Source organism: Streptomyces sp. NBC_01314, assembly GCF_041435215.1.
GTDB lineage: Bacteria > Actinomycetota > Actinomycetes > Streptomycetales > Streptomycetaceae > Streptomyces.
In genome coordinates this window covers 4,563,027-4,580,149 of record NZ_CP108394.1, presented here as the reverse complement: position 1 = coordinate 4,580,149, position 17,123 = coordinate 4,563,027, and the positions used below count along the sequence as shown (strand labels likewise).

At 71.5% G+C, this 17,123-nt stretch carries 14 protein-coding genes and 1 pseudogene; 12 read left to right on the top strand and 3 right to left on the bottom strand.

The window, feature by feature from the left end; all coding sequences use genetic code 11:
- Positions 1 to 208: 208 nt before the first annotated feature.
- The 3 genes from OG622_RS20080 to OG622_RS20070 all read right to left on the bottom strand — a co-directional run bounded on the left by OG622_RS20080 (position 209) and on the right by OG622_RS20070 (position 4,411).
- A complete protein-coding gene (locus OG622_RS20080) occupies positions 209 to 868 on the bottom strand; it encodes a response regulator transcription factor (protein ID WP_319066409.1) in 660 nt (219 codons plus the stop codon).
- A gap of 549 nt (positions 869 to 1,417) precedes the next feature.
- Positions 1,418 to 2,749: a sensor histidine kinase gene (locus OG622_RS20075; protein WP_371584153.1), complete on the bottom strand. Its 1,332-nt coding sequence runs from the start codon at positions 2,747 to 2,749 to the stop codon at positions 1,418 to 1,420.
- Positions 2,750 to 3,169: 420 nt separating this feature from the next.
- Entirely contained in the window at positions 3,170 to 4,411 is a 1,242-nt protein-coding gene (locus OG622_RS20070; protein ID WP_371577790.1) for a sensor histidine kinase, read from the bottom strand.
- A 288-nt stretch (positions 4,412 to 4,699) separates the two neighbouring features.
- Between OG622_RS20070 and OG622_RS20065 the strand changes: the two genes are divergently transcribed.
- The 12 genes and pseudogenes from OG622_RS20065 to OG622_RS20010 all read left to right on the top strand — a co-directional run bounded on the left by OG622_RS20065 (position 4,700) and on the right by OG622_RS20010 (position 17,122).
- Positions 4,700 to 5,095, top strand: coding sequence for an NADH-quinone oxidoreductase subunit A (locus OG622_RS20065; RefSeq protein WP_371577789.1), 396 nt, complete (start codon positions 4,700 to 4,702; stop codon positions 5,093 to 5,095).
- Positions 5,086 to 5,847 carry an NADH-quinone oxidoreductase subunit B gene (locus OG622_RS20060; protein ID WP_371577787.1) on the top strand — a complete coding sequence of 254 codons (762 nt, stop codon included), beginning with the start codon at positions 5,086 to 5,088 and terminating at the stop codon, positions 5,845 to 5,847. The genes OG622_RS20065 and OG622_RS20060 overlap by 10 nt, the downstream gene beginning before the upstream one ends.
- Positions 5,844 to 7,346, top strand: coding sequence for an NADH-quinone oxidoreductase subunit C (locus OG622_RS20055; RefSeq protein WP_371577785.1), 1,503 nt, complete (start codon positions 5,844 to 5,846; stop codon positions 7,344 to 7,346). The genes OG622_RS20060 and OG622_RS20055 overlap by 4 nt, the downstream gene beginning before the upstream one ends.
- Positions 7,343 to 8,311, top strand: a complete 969-nt coding sequence (locus OG622_RS20050) for an NADH-quinone oxidoreductase subunit H (protein ID WP_371577784.1) — start codon at positions 7,343 to 7,345, stop codon at positions 8,309 to 8,311. Before OG622_RS20055 ends, OG622_RS20050 begins: the two co-directional genes overlap by 4 nt.
- Positions 8,312 to 8,427: 116 nt before the next feature.
- Positions 8,428 to 9,096: an NADH-quinone oxidoreductase subunit I gene (locus OG622_RS20045; RefSeq protein ID WP_371584152.1), complete on the top strand. Its 669-nt coding sequence runs from the start codon at positions 8,428 to 8,430 to the stop codon at positions 9,094 to 9,096.
- Positions 9,093 to 9,684: pseudogene (locus OG622_RS20040) on the top strand (NADH-quinone oxidoreductase subunit J); the annotation flags it as partial. The gene OG622_RS20045 and the pseudogene OG622_RS20040, both read left to right, overlap by 4 nt.
- A gap of 376 nt (positions 9,685 to 10,060) precedes the next feature.
- Positions 10,061 to 10,477 carry an NADH-quinone oxidoreductase subunit NuoK gene (gene nuoK, locus OG622_RS20035; RefSeq protein WP_371577782.1) on the top strand — a complete coding sequence of 139 codons (417 nt, stop codon included), beginning with the start codon at positions 10,061 to 10,063 and terminating at the stop codon, positions 10,475 to 10,477.
- Positions 10,474 to 12,519: an NADH-quinone oxidoreductase subunit L gene (locus tag OG622_RS20030; RefSeq protein WP_371577780.1), complete on the top strand. Its 2,046-nt coding sequence runs from the start codon at positions 10,474 to 10,476 to the stop codon at positions 12,517 to 12,519. The genes nuoK and OG622_RS20030 overlap by 4 nt, the downstream gene beginning before the upstream one ends.
- A gap of 6 nt (positions 12,520 to 12,525) precedes the next feature.
- Positions 12,526 to 14,100, top strand: a complete 1,575-nt coding sequence (locus OG622_RS20025) for a NuoM family protein (protein ID WP_371577778.1) — start codon at positions 12,526 to 12,528, stop codon at positions 14,098 to 14,100.
- Positions 14,097 to 15,713, top strand: coding sequence for an NADH-quinone oxidoreductase subunit N (locus tag OG622_RS20020; protein WP_371577776.1), 1,617 nt, complete (start codon positions 14,097 to 14,099; stop codon positions 15,711 to 15,713). The genes OG622_RS20025 and OG622_RS20020 overlap by 4 nt, the downstream gene beginning before the upstream one ends.
- Before the next feature lie 162 nt (positions 15,714 to 15,875).
- Positions 15,876 to 16,739 (top strand): zinc metalloprotease HtpX, encoded by an 864-nt coding sequence (htpX, locus tag OG622_RS20015; RefSeq protein ID WP_371577775.1) that lies wholly within the window; start codon positions 15,876 to 15,878, stop codon positions 16,737 to 16,739.
- On the top strand, positions 16,736 to 17,122 hold the full coding sequence (locus OG622_RS20010; RefSeq protein ID WP_371577773.1) for a YccF domain-containing protein: 387 nt from the start codon (positions 16,736 to 16,738) through the stop codon (positions 17,120 to 17,122). Before htpX ends, OG622_RS20010 begins: the two co-directional genes overlap by 4 nt.
- Position 17,123: the final 1 nt, after the last annotated feature.

Here is a 17,123-nt window from a genome sequence, read left to right as displayed (position 1 = left end):
GAGGCCGCACACCGCCGACCGACGGTTCTCGGCCGGACGAACGATGACGGGGGTGAAGGGGAAGCGGGTGGGCCTGTGGGTGAGAGCGGGAGTGGAGTGGCAGTGGAGTGGCGGCGGAGTGGCGTGGAGTAGGAGCGGAGTGGTGTGGAGTGGTAGCGGAAGGTGAACGACCGATCGATCGACCGCTTACTGACACCGTGTCAGATGGTCATGAATTGAGGTAGGTGAGCACCGCCAGAACACGCCGGTGGTCCCCGTCGCTCGGGGACAGCCCGAGCTTCAGGAAGATATTGCTGACGTGCTTCTCGACGGCCCCGTCGCTGACGACGAGCTGCCGGGCGATCGCCGAGTTGGTCCGCCCCTCCGCCATCAGCCCCAGCACCTCACGCTCCCGCGGGGTGAGCCCCGCGACCACGTCCTGCTTCCGGCTCCGCCCGAGCAGCTGCGCGACCACCTCCGGGTCCAGCGCCGTACCGCCCCGCGCCACCCGCACCACCGCGTCCACGAACTCCCGCACCTCGGCCACCCGGTCCTTCAGCAGGTACCCGACGCCGCGACTGGACCCCGCGAGCAGTTCGGTGGCGTAGCGCTCCTCCACGTACTGCGACAGCACGAGCACCCCCAGCTCCGGATACTGCTTCCGCAGCTGTACGGCAGCCCGCACGCCTTCGTCCGTGTGCGTCGGAGGCATCCGCACATCCGCCACGACCACGTCCGGGAGATCTCCCTGCGCGGCGAACTCCGTGATCGTCTTGATCAGGGCGTTCCCGTCCCCGACCCCCGCCACGACGTCATGCCCCCGGTCGGTCAGCAGCCGCGTCAGTCCCTCCCGCAGCAGCACCGAATCCTCGGCGATGACCACCCGCACCCTGTCCTCCACGCCCTGTCCCCCCACGACACGCCCCCGACCGGCCCGCGCTCCGGGCCCGGCCCGTACAACAGCCCCCAGCATTCCAGCATCGGAACGCCCGAGCGCCGCGCCCACCAAAAAAAGAGGGGCAGGAACAACCCATGAACTGGCCGAATGCCGCCCCCGCCCGGCCTGACAGGGGGTTCATCGCCGGGTGCTCCGCTTGGAGGGGGGGGCGGGGCCGGGGGCTGTCACGGGGTGTGGGCGGGAACGTGGGGGAGGGGCCGAGGGGAGGGGAGTCGGGCGAGTTCAGAGGGGAAACACGGGAGCGCGCCCAAGGGCGACAACCCCTGGACGCGCCCACCGCCACACCCTCGGCGCAACCCCTGCACGGTTTCGACCGCCACCCCGGGCGCGACTCCGACGCGCCACGCACAGCCCCGGACCCTCGTCGGCCGTCCTCAGGTGATCATCGCCAGTCCGTGCCGCCCTTCATGCCACGTGTCATGCGGACCGTCACGTCCCCCTGACGTTCCCCTTCACGTCCCCCGTCCCTTTCCCCGTCAGTCACGCCGCCCGCCAGGGCAGTTCCGCAGTCACCCGGGTCGGCCCCCCGGCCGGCGAGTCGACGACGAGGATGCCGTCGACCGCCCCGATCCGCTCGGCGAGCCCCGCCAGGCCGGAGCCGTGTCCGGTGTCGGCGCCGCCCACGCCGTCGTCGCTCACCTGGAGCATCAGGCGGTTCTCCACCTTCCACACATCCACGGTCGCCCGTGAGGCCCCCGCGTGCTTGCTGACGTTCTGCAGCAGCTCGGAGACGGTGAAGTAGGCGATGCCCTCGATCGCCGGCACCGGCCGGGTCGGCAGGTCCACGTCCACCACCACCGTCACCGCACACCGCGAGGCGACCGCGGACAGCGCCGCGTCGAGCCCCCGGTCGGTCAGCACGGCCGGATGGATGCCCCGCGCGAGATCCCGCAGCTCCTGCAGCGCCGTCTTCACCTCACCGTGCGCCGAGTCGACCATCACCGCCGCCGCCCGCGGGTCCTCCGCCAGCTTCTCCTTCGCCAGCCCCAGATCCATGGCCAACGCCACCAGCCGCGCCTGCGCCCCGTCGTGCAGATCCCGCTCGATCCGCCGCAGATCAGCGGCGGCGGTGTCGATCACGACCCCCCGGTCGGACTCCAGCTCGACGACCCGCGCCCCCAGCCGGGACGGCCCGAGCAGCGCACCCACCATCACCCGGTCGACCATCGTCAGCCCCCGCACGATCCACGGCGTGGCCATGGTGAAGAGCAGCCCCACCAGCGCGGTCACGGTCACCTCGAACGGGTTGTCCAGATACACGGCGTGCGTCTCGTCCCCGTACAACTGCAATCCGTCCTGCCCGGCCCACACGGGGAAGACCCAGAACCACAGCGGATACGTCAGCAGCGCCCACCCGTACGTCCAGAAGGTCACCGCCACCACGAACGAGAACACCGACCACGGGAACTGCACGACCGCGTACAACAGCTGCCGCCACGACGACCCGCTGCGCAGCACGGCGCCCATCCACGCCATCGCCCCGCGCCCCTTCATCCGCAACGGTTCCGGCGCGGAAACCTCCACCCCGAGCAACGCCCGCGCCCGCACCCGCTCCAGCGCGCCGAACCCCCGGCACCCGGCCAGCCCCGCCGCCAGCACCGGCACCCCGAGGAAGGTGACCAAGAGCCCCGCGCCGACCGACACCATCGTCACGGCATACGTGAACAGCAGGATTCCGATCGGCAGCCCCAGCATGACGTATCCGAACTCCCGCCAGCTGCGTGCCTCGAACGGCGCCCGCAACCCGGCCGGCATCCGAGGCCGCCGCTCCTCGCCCCAACTCCCGTACCTGTCCCCGTACTCCGTGGCCATCACCGTCGCCGCCTCCACTCGTCCCCGCACTCCCGATGTCGTACTCCCACAGTGCTCGCCCCCGGCCCGCCCGGACCATGGAGCGGGTCGGCGTCTCGATACGGGGGTTTTCCCCACCCCGCGACGCCCGGCGGAGTCCGGACGGTGGGCAGGCCGCGGCCCCGACCCACAACGCACCCGCGGCACCCGTTCACAGCCGCGACCGCGCCCCGAAAGGGGCGCGGGGAACCGCGCGAGCAACCACCACGAACCAGCCCCCGCCCACGAGGCGACACCCTCACGGCGAAAAGGCGAACAGGCCCCACAGCGAAGAACCCCACACCCCAGGAAGCCCAGGAAGCCCAGGAAGCCGAGGAACCCCGCACCCCGAGGCCCCCGCCCCGCACGCACCCCGGTGGTCAACCGCCGCACGCACCCCGGTCAACCGCCGGAGGCCCCCCGGCCACGCCAGGGCAACTCCGCGGTGACAGTCGTGGGCCCACCCACCGGAGACTCGATGACGAACAGCCCGTCGACCGCGTCGAGCCGCTCCGCGAGCCCGGCGATCCCGGTGCCCCCGTCAAGACGCGCACCCCCACGCCCGTCGTCCCACACCTGAATCAGCAGCCGGTCGTCGGAACGCCAGACATCGACCGAGGCGGCCCTGGCCCCACTGTGCTTACTGATGTTCTGCAGCAGCTCGGACACGGTGAAGTACGCGATGCCCTCGATGGCGGCGGCAGGCCGCGCCGCGAGGTCGACGGTCACCTTCACCGGCGCGACGCACCGCGCCGCGACCGACGACAGCGCCGCGTCGAGTCCTCGGTCCGTGAGCACCGCCGGATGGATCCCCCGCGCCAGATCCCGCAGCTCCTGCAACGCCAGTTTCACCTCACCGTGCGCCTCGTCCACCATCGTGGCGGCGGCGTCGGGATCCTCCAGCAGTTTCTCCTTGGCCAGCCCGAGCCCCATCGCCAGATTCACCAGCCGTGCCTGCGCCCCGTCGTGCAGATCCCGCTCGATCCGCCGCATATCGGCCGCCGCCGTGTCGACGACGACCCCCCGGTCGGACTCCAGCTCCGCGATCCGCCGCTCCAGCTCGTCGGACGGCGACAACAGCGACCGCACCATCACCCGGTCCACGTTCGTCAGCCCTCGCACGATGTAGGGCAGCACCGGCCACGCCACGAACAGCCCCGTGAGGGTGATGACGAACGTCGCGATGGCCCACGGCATCCGGATCAGCTCGTACAGCATCGAACGCCAGCCCACGGGATCCTTCACGCTCATCCACACCTGCGCGAAGAACCCCTCGTCCGCCCGCCGCCCGGAGCCCCGGAACGGCAGCGGACTCGGCTCGTCCACCCGCACCCGCAGCAGCGCCCGCGCCCGTATCCGCTCCAGCCGCCCCAGTTGCCGCGCCCCCATCAAGGCCGCCGCGAGCAGCGGAAAACCGATCACCGTCAATGTCAGGAAGGCACTGGTGAACAGCACTGTCGTCACGTACACGAACCCGAGCAGCGCGGCCGGCAGGTTCGCCAGCAGATGCGCGATCTCCCGCCATGTCTGCCCACCGAACGCGAATTGCGCGGGCGGCAGCGGATCGGAGGGCGTCTGACTGGAGGGCAGCGGACGACCGTACGGCCGCCCGGAGCCGGTCGGGGAGGAGAGGGATTCGGTCATGCCCACCACCCTGCCCGCCCGCCCCCGCCCCGCGCCATGAGGCGGACCGCCCCGGCCACCCTGGGGAAAACCCCACCCCACCCGGTCCCGCCCCATCCCGGCCCCGCTCCCCTCGCCCGTCCCGGCCCGGACACGACAGCACTCGGGAGTGCCGACCTGTGACGGGCTGCTTACGGTCTCTTTAGCAGGGCCTAGACTCCCGTGCGTACAGATCGTCGAACAGCGAAGCACGTACGGCGTCCGCATCACGTACGTACGAATCGCCAGGCCAGGGAGCGAGGGACGGACGTGCCGGAACCGACCGTCGCCATAGCGGCGGACTACTTCCAGTCCTACTCGGTGGTCGGACTGCTCGCCGCCGTGGGCGTGCTCTTCGTCGCCGTCGCCTTCGGCGCGGGACGCCTGCTGCGGCCGGAGGTCCCCACCCGGGAGAAGCTCCTGACGTACGAGTGCGGCGTCGACCCCGTAGGCGAGGGCTGGGCCCACACCCAGGTCCGCTACTACGTCTACGCCTTCCTCTACGTCATCTTCGCCATCGACTCGATCTTCCTCTTCCCCTGGGCGACGGTCTTCGCCGATCCCGGCTACGGCGCGACGACCCTCGTCGAGATGTTCGTCTTTCTCGGGTTCCTCGCCGTGGGTCTGCTCTACGCATACAAGAAGGGCGTCCTGGCATGGACGTGACGCCAGAAACGAACTCGCCGGGGCCGGGCGCCCCACAGCCGGGCGCCGCACAGCCCGCCGCCCCACAGCCCGTCGCCCCACAGCCCGTCCTCCTCCCGGAGCCGAAACGGCTGGGCGTCCTCTCCCGTCTCGCCCCCGAGCCGATGAAGGTGATCCTCAACTGGGGTCGCCGGTATTCCCTCTGGGTCTTCAACTTCGGTCTCGCCTGCTGCGCGATCGAGTTCATCGCCGCGTCGATGGCCCGCCACGACTTCATCCGCCTCGGTGTCATCCCGTTCGCGCCCGGCCCGCGCCAGGCCGACCTGATGGTGGTGTCGGGCACGGTCACGGACAAGATGGCCCCGGCGGTGAAGCGCCTGTACGAACAGATGCCGGAACCGAAGTACGTCATCTCCTTCGGCGCGTGCAGCAACTGCGGCGGCCCCTACTGGGACTCCTACTCCGTCACCAAGGGCGTCGACCAGATCATCCCCGTCGACGTCTACGTCCCCGGCTGCCCGCCCCGCCCCGAGGCCCTCCTCCAGGGCATCCTGAAACTCCAGGAGAAGATCGCCCGGGAGTCCCTGGGGGAGCGCTACGGCTACGGCAACGGCACCGGCGGCGACCCCGGCACGACGGCACGCGTCGCGGCAGGACCCCGCCCGTCGACGGCGGCCCTGCAGAGCGGCTTGGTCAAACCACCGGCGACGGATGCCGACGCCGACGCTCCTGGCACGGCCACCGGCGGTGGCGCTGAAGTGGGGGACAAGTGACCGGCTGGCTGCCTGCCCCCGCCGAGGAACTCTTCGGCCCCGGGGCCACGGCCGAGGAGTCGTACGACGTCCTCACCGTGGACGTCCCGTCCGCCTCCTGGACCGAGGCGCTGCGCACGGCCCGCTCCACCCTGGGCTGCACCTATTTCGACTGGCTGAGCGCGGTCGACGAACCGGGCACGGGCTTCCGCGTGGCGGCCCATGTGGTGGCCCTGGCCCCGGTCCGCCGCCTCCTCGTGCGCACGACGGTCTCCCACGAGTCCCCGGTCCTGCCGACCGCCGTCGGCATCTACGCCGGCGCGGCCTGGCACGAACGCGAGACCCACGAAATGTTCGGGGTCCACTTCGAGGGTCACCCAGCCCTGGACCACCTCCTCCTCCCCGAGACCTTCGAGGGCCACCCCCTCCGCAAGGACTTCGTGCTCGCGGCCCGCGTGGCCAAGGCCTGGCCGGGCGCCAAGGAGCCGGGGGAGCCTGCGGCGGGTGCGGCGCACGGCGCCCCCAGACGCCGCCAGATGCTCCCGCCCGGCGTCCCCGACCCCAACGAGTGGGGCCCCCTCAAGGGCCAGCTCCCCCCGGCCCCGGCCCGCCCGGCCCGAGGCGCGGCCGCCCGCCCGGCCGGCGACCGCCCGGCCCGCCGAACACGCACATCAGACCAGGGCTCAGCCGGCCAGCCGACCCCCAGCACACCGACCGACACCCCAACCACCCCGCGCCGCGCCCGCACGGCAGCCGAGGGTTCGGCGAGCGGGCCGACGCCTGCTCCGGCACCGGACGCGTCGGGCCCTTCGGCTTCCCCGCGCCGCGCGCGTTCGGCGGCCGAGGGTTCGGCAAGCGGGCCGACTGCCGGCCCGGCCCCCGACGCGGGTGGCAGCCCTACGGCCCCGCGCCGCGCCCGCAGTGCGTCGGGAGGCTCGGCGAGCCAGCACGTGACCCCCGCCGAGGCCTCCGTTACCGGCGAGCCCCCGGCTCGGCCGAGCCCCACCCGCCCCGCCGCCCGCAGCGCGGACGCGCCCTGGCACCAAGCCCGCCCGGCCTTCGACGAGCCCGAGCCCGAGCCCGAGCGTGAGCCCCAGCCGAAGGCCGAGCCCGCGACCCAGCCCGAGCCCCCCATCAGCTCCGCAGCCCCCCAGCCGGACGCCGCACCTGGTGTAAAAGCGGAACCCGCTCCGGCCGAAGCCGAAGCCGAAGCCGAGGCCCAAGACGCAGCCGCGGCCGAAGCCGAGGCCCAAAACGCAGCCGAGGCCGAAGCCAAAGCCGCAGCCGAAAACGACGCGCAGCCCAACTCCGCCCCGGCAACCACTGACGAGCGCACCCCACCCCCGAACACTCCGCCGCGGCAACCCGAGTCACCCGGCACGCCCCCGGACAAGGCCCCGCCGAGCGAGGCTCCCGCCGTCGGAGCACCCGACGACAACGGCGGCCACGTCGACGTCACGCCCGACGCAGCCCCCGAAGACGCCCCCAACCCCAACCCCCCCACGGGAGGCTCGCAGTGAACGACGCTCTGGACGTCGCCCTGCGACTCCTCATCGTCTTCGTCGTCTTCCTGACCTTCCCCTTGATCATCGGCCAGACCGAGCACAAGGTGATGGCCCACATGCAGGGCCGCCTCGGCCCCATGTACGCCGGCGGCTTCCACGGCTGGGCCCAACTCGTCGCGGACGGCGTGAAGTTCGCCCAGAAGGAAGACATCGTCCCGGCCGGAGCCGACCGCCGTATCTTCCAGCTCGCCCCGGCCGTCGCCCTCCTCCCGTACCTCCTCGTCCTCCTCGCCATCCCGATCGGCCCCGGCGAGGGCGCGGTCGGCGAGGTCATCGACGCCGGTATCTTCTTCGTCCTCGCGGTGATGGGCGTGGGCGTCCTCGGCTCACTCATGGCCGGCTGGGCCTCCGCCAACAAGTTCTCCCTCCTCGGCGGCCTCCGCACCGCCGCCCAGCTCCTCGCCTACGAGCTTCCGATGCTGCTCACCGCCGCCTCCGTGGCGATGGCGGCCGGCACGGTCTCCCTCGTCGGCATCCTCGACGCGTTCGAGTGGTGGTGGCTCCCCTGGCAGATCGTCGGCGCGATCGTCTTCTTCGTCGCCGGCCTCGCCGAACTCCAGCGCCCGCCCTTCGACATGCCCGTCGCCGACTCGGAGATCATCTTCGGCGCCTACACCGAGTACACCGGCCTCCGCTTCGCCCTGTTCCTGCTCGCCGAGTACGCCGGAATCGTCGTCCTCTGCGGCCTGACCACCGTCCTCTTCCTCGGCGGCTGGCACGGCCCGTGGGGGGCCGACGGCCTGGGCTGGGTCTGGACCCTCCTGAAGACCGCGGCCCTCGCCTTCGTCGTCATCTGGGTCCGCGTGACGTACCCCCGCCTGCGCGAGGACCAGCTCCAGAAGCTGTCCTGGACCCTCCTCGTCCCCCTCTCCCTCGCCCAGATCGCCCTCACCGGCGTCGTCAAGGTGGTGATCCAGTAGCCATGTCCCGCCCGTCACCCGACCACCACCACCCCTCAACGGCGCCCTCCGGGCGGCCCCGCCTGTCGATCCCCGGAAGCGGCCTCGCCAAAGGCCTGGCCGTCACCCTCCGCACGATGACGAAGAAGACCGTCACCGAGCAGTACCCGGACGTCCAGCCCGACCTCCCTCCCCGCACCCGTGGCGTCATCGGGCTCTTCGAGGAGAACTGCACGGTCTGCATGCTGTGCGCCCGCGAGTGCCCGGACTGGTGCATCTACATCGACTCCCACAAGGAGACCATCCCGCCCGCCGCCCCCGGCGGCCGCGAACGCAGTCGTAACGTCCTCGACCGCTTCGCCATCGACTTCTCCCTCTGCATGTACTGCGGCATCTGCATCGAGGTCTGCCCCTTCGACGCGCTCTTCTGGTCCCCGGAGTTCGAGTACGCCGAGACCGACATCCACGAACTCACCCACGAGCGCGACAAGCTCCGTGAGTGGATGTGGACCGTCCCGTCTCCACCGGCCCTCGACCCCTCGGCCGAGGAACCCAAGGAACTGGCCGCCGCCCGCAAGTCCGCCGAGAAACTGGCGACAGCCCAGGCCACCGAGGCGGCCCAAGCCGCCCAGACCGAGAACACCACCCCGGCCGAGCCGCCGACGACCTCGGCCGAGCCGCCGACAACCCCGGCCGAGCCGCCGACCGAGCCGACCAAGCCGCCGACCACTCAGGCCAAGCCCCCGACCACCCAGGCCAACAAGCCGCCGACCGACCCGGCCGAGCCACCGGAGGGAGACGCGTGAGCCTCGCCGCAGCCGCTGCCGTCACCACGACGCACCCCGCCCTGGCGCCTTCCCTGGCCGCCGTCGAGACGCGGGGCTTTCTCTCCCCGACCGGCGTCGAGATCGCCTTCGTCCTCGTCGGTCTCGTCACCTTCGGCGCCGCGATCGTCACCGTCACCACCCGGCAGCTCGTGCACGCCGCCCTGTGGCTGGTGGTGGCGCTCGGCGGGCTCGCCGTCGAGTACCTCCTACTCACCGCCGAGTTCATCGCCTGGGTGCAGGTCCTCATCTACGTCGGTTCCGTCGTCGTCCTCCTCCTCTTCGGCCTGATGCTCACCAAGGCCCCCATCGGCCACTCCCCGGACGCCGACTCCGGCAACCGCTGGGCCGCCCTCACCGTGGCCGTCGCCTCGGCCGTCGCCCTTGTTTGGGTTGTGGTCGACGCCTTCCGCACCATCTGGATCGACCTCGACGGTCCCGCCGCCGGCTCCACCGAGGCCACCGGCAAGAGCCTCTTCCAGAACTGGGTCCTCCCCTTCGAGGCCCTCTCCGTCCTCCTCCTCGCCGCCCTGGTCGGCGCGATCGTCCTCTCCCGCAAGGCGAAGCCGGACACACCGACCCCCGCGACCACCCCCCGCCCCCGCAACGGCACCCCACCCGAGCCGCCGCCCGGAACCCGAACCGCAGCCGACTCCGCAGCCGAGACCGGCACCGGCACCGCCTCCGGCACCGCCTCCGGCACCGGCACCGCCTCCGGCACCGCCTCCGGCACCGGCACCGCCTCCGGCACCGGCACCGCCTCCGGCACCGGCACCGCCTCCGGCACCGGCACCGCCTCCGGCACCGGCACCGCCTCCGGCACCGGCACCGCCTCCGGCACCGCCTCCGGCACCGGCACCGCCTCCGGCACCGCCTCCGGCACCGCCTCCGGCACCGCCTCCGGCACCGCCTCCGGCACCGGCACCGCCAAGGGGGGTGTCCGCTGATGCACCTCGCCTACCCCGTCGTGCTCTCCGCCCTCCTCTTCTGCACAGGCCTCTACGGCGTCCTCGCCCGCCGCAACGCGATCCTCGTCCTGATGTCCGTCGAGCTGATGCTCAACGCCGTCAACCTCAACCTCGTCGCCTTCGACGTCTGGCTCAGCAAGGCCGCCGAGGAGACCCTGCACTCCGGCCAGGCCCTCACTCTGTTCACCATCACCATCGCCGCCGCCGAGATCGGCATCGGCCTGGCGATCATCCTCGCCGTCCACCGCAACCGGGGCACCGCGGACATCGACAAGCTCCGCGACACCGCCGAGGGCCACGAATCCGACGACCCCGACGACCCCGACGGCTCCGACGAGGCCACCGGCCCGGCCGACCCCTCCGGCCGGACCGAGAAGGCTGAGGCCACCGCGTGACCACGACCACCCTCGCCGTCCTCGTCCCCCTCCTCCCCTTCCTCGGCGCCGCGACCGGCCTCCTCCTCGGCCGCACCGCCCCCGGCTTCGTCCGCCCCCTCGCCGTACTGCCCACCCTCACGGCCTTCGCCCTGGCCGTACTGGTCGCCGTACGCCAGGGCGGCGACACCGCCCTCCACGCGGCCACCGAACTGACCCCCACCGGGTCGGTGCCCATCGAACTCGCCCTGTACATCGACGGTTTCGCCGCGCTCGTCGCCGTCCTGGTGGGCCTGGTCGCCACCTGCGTGCAGATCTACTCGACGGGCTATCTGCGCGACGACCCGCGCTACCCCTCGTACGCCGCTCTCGTCTCCCTCTTCACCTCCGCGATGCTCCTCGTCGTCTACTCCGGCGACCTGATGGTGCTCCTGGTCGGCTGGGAGATCATGGGCATCTGCTCGTACTTCCTGGTCGGCCACTACTGGGAGACCCCGGAGGCCCGCGCCGCCTCCCTCAAGGCCTTCCTGGTCACCAAGCTCGGTGACGTCCCCTTCCTGATCGGTCTGTTCGCCCTCGCCACGGACGCCGGGTCGTTCCGCATCACCCGGATCCTCGACACGGTCGCCGAAGGCGGCCTGGACCATCCGACGCTGATCGCCCTGCTGCTCCTCGCCGGAGTCGCCGGCAAGTCCGCCCAGTTCCCCCTCCACACCTGGCTCCCCGACGCGATGGCGGGCCCGACGCCCGTCTCCGCGCTGATCCACGCCGCGACGATGGTCGCCGCCGGTGTCTACTTCGTCGCGCGCCTCCTCCCGGTCTTCGCCGCCTCCTCGGCGGCCCTGGTCGTCCTCGCCGTCATGGCCGCGGTGACGATGGTCGGCTCGGCCCTCGCCGCGCTCGCCCAGGACGACATCAAGCGTGTCCTCGCCTACTCGACGATCGGCCAGCTCGGCTACATGACCGGCGCCCTCGCCGTCGGCGACCGCGGTGCCGCCGTCTTCCACCTCATCTCGCACGGCGCCTTCAAGGCGCTGCTGTTCCTCGCGGCCGGCGTGATCATCCACGCCGCCGGCACCAACTCCCTGGCCGCCATGTCCCGCATGAGCCACCTCCGCGCCCGCGTCCCCGACGCCTTCTGGACGATGACCGTGGCGCTGCTCGCCCTCGCCGCGATCCCGCCCTTCAGCGGGTTCTTCTCCAAGGAGTCCGTGCTCGGAGCCGCCGAGCACGCGGCCACCGGACACGCCCAGCCCGTGCCCGGCGCCGCCGGCTGGACCGTCCTCGTCGCCGGCGTCCTCACGGCCCTGCTCACCGCCGCGTACGCCACCCGCCTGTGGCTGCTCACCTTCCACGGCAAGGGCGCCGAGGCCCCCGACCACGGCCGCCAGCCGCGCACCATGACGGTGGTGCTGTGGGTGCTCGCCGTCCCGTCCCTCGCCCTCGGCGGGCTCGCCTACGGCAGGCTCCCCGACTGGTTCGACGGCGACGACCTGGCCCCCACCCTCACCACATCCGTCCTCGGCACGGGCGCCGCCCTGACCGGAGCCCTGGTGACATACGCGGCCTGGCGCTCCGTCAGGGCCAGGGCGGCCCGCGTCCCCCTGGGAGCGGTCGCGGCCCACCCCGAAGCGGACGCCGCCACGGTCGAGGCGGAGGCCATCTCCCGCCCGTCGCCCGACCACCACCCCTCAACGAGCCGCTCCGCGGCGCCCCTTTCGATGACCCCCGCCTACGGGGACGTGGCCTCGGCACCCGACCCGGCGGACCCGGGCCGTCTCCTGCTCGGCCCGCTGCACCGCCACGCCGCCGCGGGCTTCCACCTCGACGCCGTGTACTCGGTGCTCTTCGTCCGCCCCGTCCAGGCCGCCGCGAGTCTCGTCCGGTTCCTCGACCGTGAGGTCGTCGACACCTACGTCCACGGCGCGGGCGCCCTGCCCCGCCTGCTGGGCGCGGCCGTACGCCGGGCGCAGACCGGCAACGTCCAGACCTATGTGAGCGCGCTGCTCGCCGGCACCGTCGTCCTGGTGGTCGCCGCCCTCGTCGTCGCCACGGGAGCGTGAGCAGGCGTGATCGATATCAACGAGTCCGTGATGCAGGTCCTTCTGGCGTTGATCGTCGTCGGCCCGCTCATCGGCGCCGCCACCGCTCTCCTGCCGGCCCCGCCGGGGCTGAAGGGGAAGTCACCCGACCAGGCCGTGCTCCGCCACGGCATCACCGTGACCGGCGTGGTCCTCATCGCCGCGATCGTCCTCGCGCTCGGCTTCGACCACGACCAGCCGTCGAAGATGCAGGCCAGTACGGACATCAGCTGGATCCCCGCACTCGACGTGCGCATCCACCTCGGCGTCGACGGCATCTCCCTCCCCCTTCTGGTCCTGACCGCGCTGCTGACCTTCCTCTGCGCGCTCTACTCCTACTCCAAGATGCCCGCGGGCCCGTCCCCGAAGGGCTTCGTCGCCCTGCTGCTCGTCCTCGAGTCCGGCACCCTCGCGACCTTCGCCGTCCTCGATCTGCTGCTGTTCTTCCTCGCGTTCGAGATGGTGCTCATCCCGATGTACTTCCTCATCGCCCGCTGGGGCGGTGAGCAACGCACACAAGCCGCTTGGAAGTTCATCCTCTACACCCTGCTCGGTTCCGTGGTCATGCTGCTCGGCCTGCTCCTGATCGGACTCAGGGCGGGCACATTCGACATGGTGGCACTGGCCACTGACAATCACCCCGAGCTGACCACATCCGTGCAGGTCATCGCCGCTTTGTCGATCGGTGTCGGGCTCGCGGTGAAGACCCCGATGTGGCCGCTGCACAGCTGGCTGCCGGACGCCCACACCGCCGCCCCGACCGTCGGCTCGGTCCTGCTGGCCGGCGTCCTGCTGAAGATGGGCACCTACGGGTTCGTCCGTATCCTGCTGCCGATCACACCCGACGGGTTCCGCACCTTCGCGCCGTACCTCGCGGCCTTCGCGGTCGTCGGCATCATCTACGGATCGCTCGCCTGCCTCGCGCTCGCCAAACAGGGCGCGAAGGGCGACCTCAAGCGCCTCATCGCGTACTCCTCCGTCGGCCACATGGGCTTCGTGCTCCTCGGCATCGCCACGATGACCCCGACCGGCGTGAACGGCGCGCTGTTCGCCAACATCGCCCACGGCCTCATCACCGGCCTGCTGTTCTTCCTGGTCGGCGCCCTCAAGGACCGCACCGGCAGCACCGACCTGGACACCCTCGCGCGGGAGACCGGTGCCGCCCTCTACGGCAGGGCCCCGCGCCTGGGCGGCCTGCTCGCCTTCGCCGCCGTCGCCTCCCTCGGCCTGCCCGGCCTCGCCGGGTTCTGGGGCGAGATGCTGGCGCTGTTCGGCGCCTTCGAGCCCGCCGAGGGCCTCAGCCGCCCGGCCTTCCTCACCTTCATGACGATCGCCGCGTTCGGCACGCTCCTCACCGCCGCGTACCTGCTGATCGTGGTCCGCCGTGTCTGCATGGGCGCGGCCCCGCAGGAGGAACCGCGGCTCGCGGACGTACAGACGTACGAGTTCGCGGCCTGGACCCCGCTCGTCGTCCTCACCGTCCTCGCCGGCCTCTGGCCCGCGGCCCTCCTCGGTCTGACCGATCCGGCCGTGCAGCAGCTCCTCGCAGGAGGCACCCGTTGAGCCCCTTGGCCCAGCCGCCGGTTCAGGTCCAGGCCCAGACCCTGGCCGAGTCCGTCGTCCAGTCCGTCGACTGGCTCGCGATCGCGCCGCCCACGATCGCCGCGGTCGTCGGCCTCGCCGTGCTCGTCGCCGACCTCTTCGTGGGTGAAGCGAGGAAGGCGCTGCTCGGCTGGGCCTCCGTGGCGGGCCTCGCGGTCTCCCTGCTGGCCCTCCTGCCCCTCCTGGACGGCGACCGCGCCACCTTCTGCCTGACCGGCGACCCGGACGTCTGCAGCTACACCGCGGACCGCTTCACCCTCGTCCTCCAGTTCCTCGTCCTCGGTGGCGCCCTCCTCACCGCCCTGCTGTCGATGACGGCCCTGAACGACGAGAAGAAGCAACTCCCCGCGGGGGAGTTCTGGTTCCTGCTGCTGTCGTCCGCCGCGGGCGCCGCCCTCCTGCCCGCCTCCCGCGACCTCGCGACCCTCGTCGTCGCCCTGGAGGTCGCCTCCCTGCCCGCCTTCGCCCTCGTCGGCATCCGGCTCGGCGACAGGCGGTCCTCCGAGGCCGCCCTGAAGTTCTTCCTGTCGTCCGTCACCGCCACCGCCGTCAGCCTGCTCGGCATCAGCTTCATCTACGCCACGACAGGCACCCTGTACCTCACCGAGATCGCCGACCGGATCCAGAACGTCGACGGCCAGCTCCACACCGTCACCCAGGCCGGTGTCGTCCTCACCCTCATCGGCTTCGCCTTCAAGACGGCGGCCGTACCGTTCCACTTCTGGGTCCCCGACACCTATGTCGGCGCCCCCCTGCCGGTGGCGGCCTACCTGTCGGTCGTCGGCAAGGCGGTCGGCTTCTCCGGGCTGATCCTCATCACCGTCGTCGCCCTCCCGTCGTACGCCGACGTCTGGGGTCCCGCCCTCGCCGCCCTGGCCGCCCTCACGATGACCGTCGGCAACCTCGGCGCCCTCAAACAGCGGTCCACGCGCGCGTACAGCGCGGTCCGGCTGCTCGCCTGGTCCTCCGTCGGCCAGGCCGGCTACCTCCTCGTACCGATCGCGGCGGCCGCGTACGCCGACAACACCGACGACGCCGAGAGGGCCGTCGGCTCCACCGTCGCGTACGCCCTGATGTACGCCGCCGTGAACCTCGGCGCCTTCGCCGTGGCCGCCCTCGTCGGCCGTACGAAGACCCTGAACCGCGTCAGCGACTACCGCGGCCTCTACGCGTCGAACCCCCTCTCCGCCCTGCTCCTGGCGTTCTTCCTGCTCTGTCTCGCCGGGCTGCCGCCGGGCATCATCGGCCTGTTCGCCAAGGTCACCGTCTTCTCGGCGGCCGTCGACGCGGGACTCGGCTGGCTCGCCGTCGTCATGGCCGTCAACGTGGTGGTCGCCCTCTTCTACTACCTCCAGTGGACGGCCCTGCTGTTCCGCGCGCGCGAGGACGTAACGGAAGGCGAAACAGAAGGCGAAACAGAAGGCGAAACGGGAGGCGAAACCGTCGGCGAACCGGGACCGCACCGCGTCCCGGCCCCCCTGACCGCCGCCCTCGTCCTCACCGGAATCGTCGGCATCGCCCTGTCCGGCGCACCCCAGCTCGTCCTGCGCTTCGCCGGCATCGGCCTCTTCTAGCGAGCCGCCTTCACCCGGACGGCCCACCGCCCGGGCCGCGCGCACAAGGGAACTAGTACCTCTCGCCTGGCGTTGACCAGTACGGGAAGGTCCACTGAGAGGTGGAGTCGACAGCAACAGCAAGCAAAGGGTTCCCCTGCCGCACGACTTGGAGGGCGTACCGTGCACCGCCGGCACAACGGGCTCAGGACCGCCGTACTCCTCGGGGGACTGTCCGCACTCATCATCGTCATCGGAAGCCTTTTCGGCCGCACGGGCCTCATCATCGCGGTCGTCGTCGCCCTCGGCACGAACGCGTACGCGTACTGGAACAGCGACAAGCTGGCTCTACGCGCGATGCGTGCCCGCCCGGTCAGCGAGTTCGAGGCCCCGGCGCTGTACCGCATGGTCCGCGAGCTCTCCATGCAGGCCCGTCAGCCCATGCCGCGCCTGTACATCTCCCCGACGGACGCCCCGAACGCCTTCGCGACCGGCCGCAACCCGCGCAACGCGGCCGTGTGCTGCACCGACGGCATCCTCCGTCTGCTCGACGAGCGCGAGCTGCGCGGCGTCATCGGCCACGAACTGAGCCATGTCTACAACCGGGACATCCTCATCTCGTCGGTCGCCGGCGCCCTCGCCTCCGTGATCATGTTCCTGGTGAACTTCGCCTGGCTGATTCCCATCGGCCGCTCGGACGACGACGACGGCCCCGGCCTCCTCGGCATGCTGCTGGTCATGATCCTGGGCCCGCTCGCCGCGTCCCTCATCCAGCTCGCGATCAGCCGCTCCCGGGAGTACGACGCGGACGCCTCCGGAGCCCAGCTCACCGGTGATCCACTTGCCCTCGCCAGCGCCCTTCGCAAACTGGAAACAGGCACCAAACAGCTGCCGCTGCCCCCGGAGCCCCGGATCGAGACCGCGAGCCACATGATGATCGCGAACCCCTTCCGGCCGGGCCGGGGATTCTCCAAAATGTTCTCGACACATCCGCCGATGGCGGAACGCATCGCCCGACTCGAGAAGATGGCAGGTCGCCCCCAGTGAAGACCATTCTGAACATCATCTGGCTGATCCTCAGTGGCTTCTGGCTCTTCCTCGGCTACCTGTTCGCAGGCTTGCTCCTGTGCATCACGATCATCGGCATCCCGTTCGGCATCGCCTCGTTCCGCATCGGCATCTACGCCCTGTGGCCCTTCGGGTACAGCGCCGTCGAGCGCCGTGACGCGGGCGCGCCCTCCTGCCTCGGCAACATCCTGTGGCTGGTCCTGGCGGGCTGGTGGCTGGCGCTGACGCACATCTTCACGGGCCTCGTGCTCTGCGTCACGATCATCGGCATCCCCTTCGGCATCGCCAACTTCAAGCTCGTCCCGGTCTCGCTGATGCCCCTGGGCCGAGAGATCGTCCGCTCGAACCAGCCGTTCGCATAGC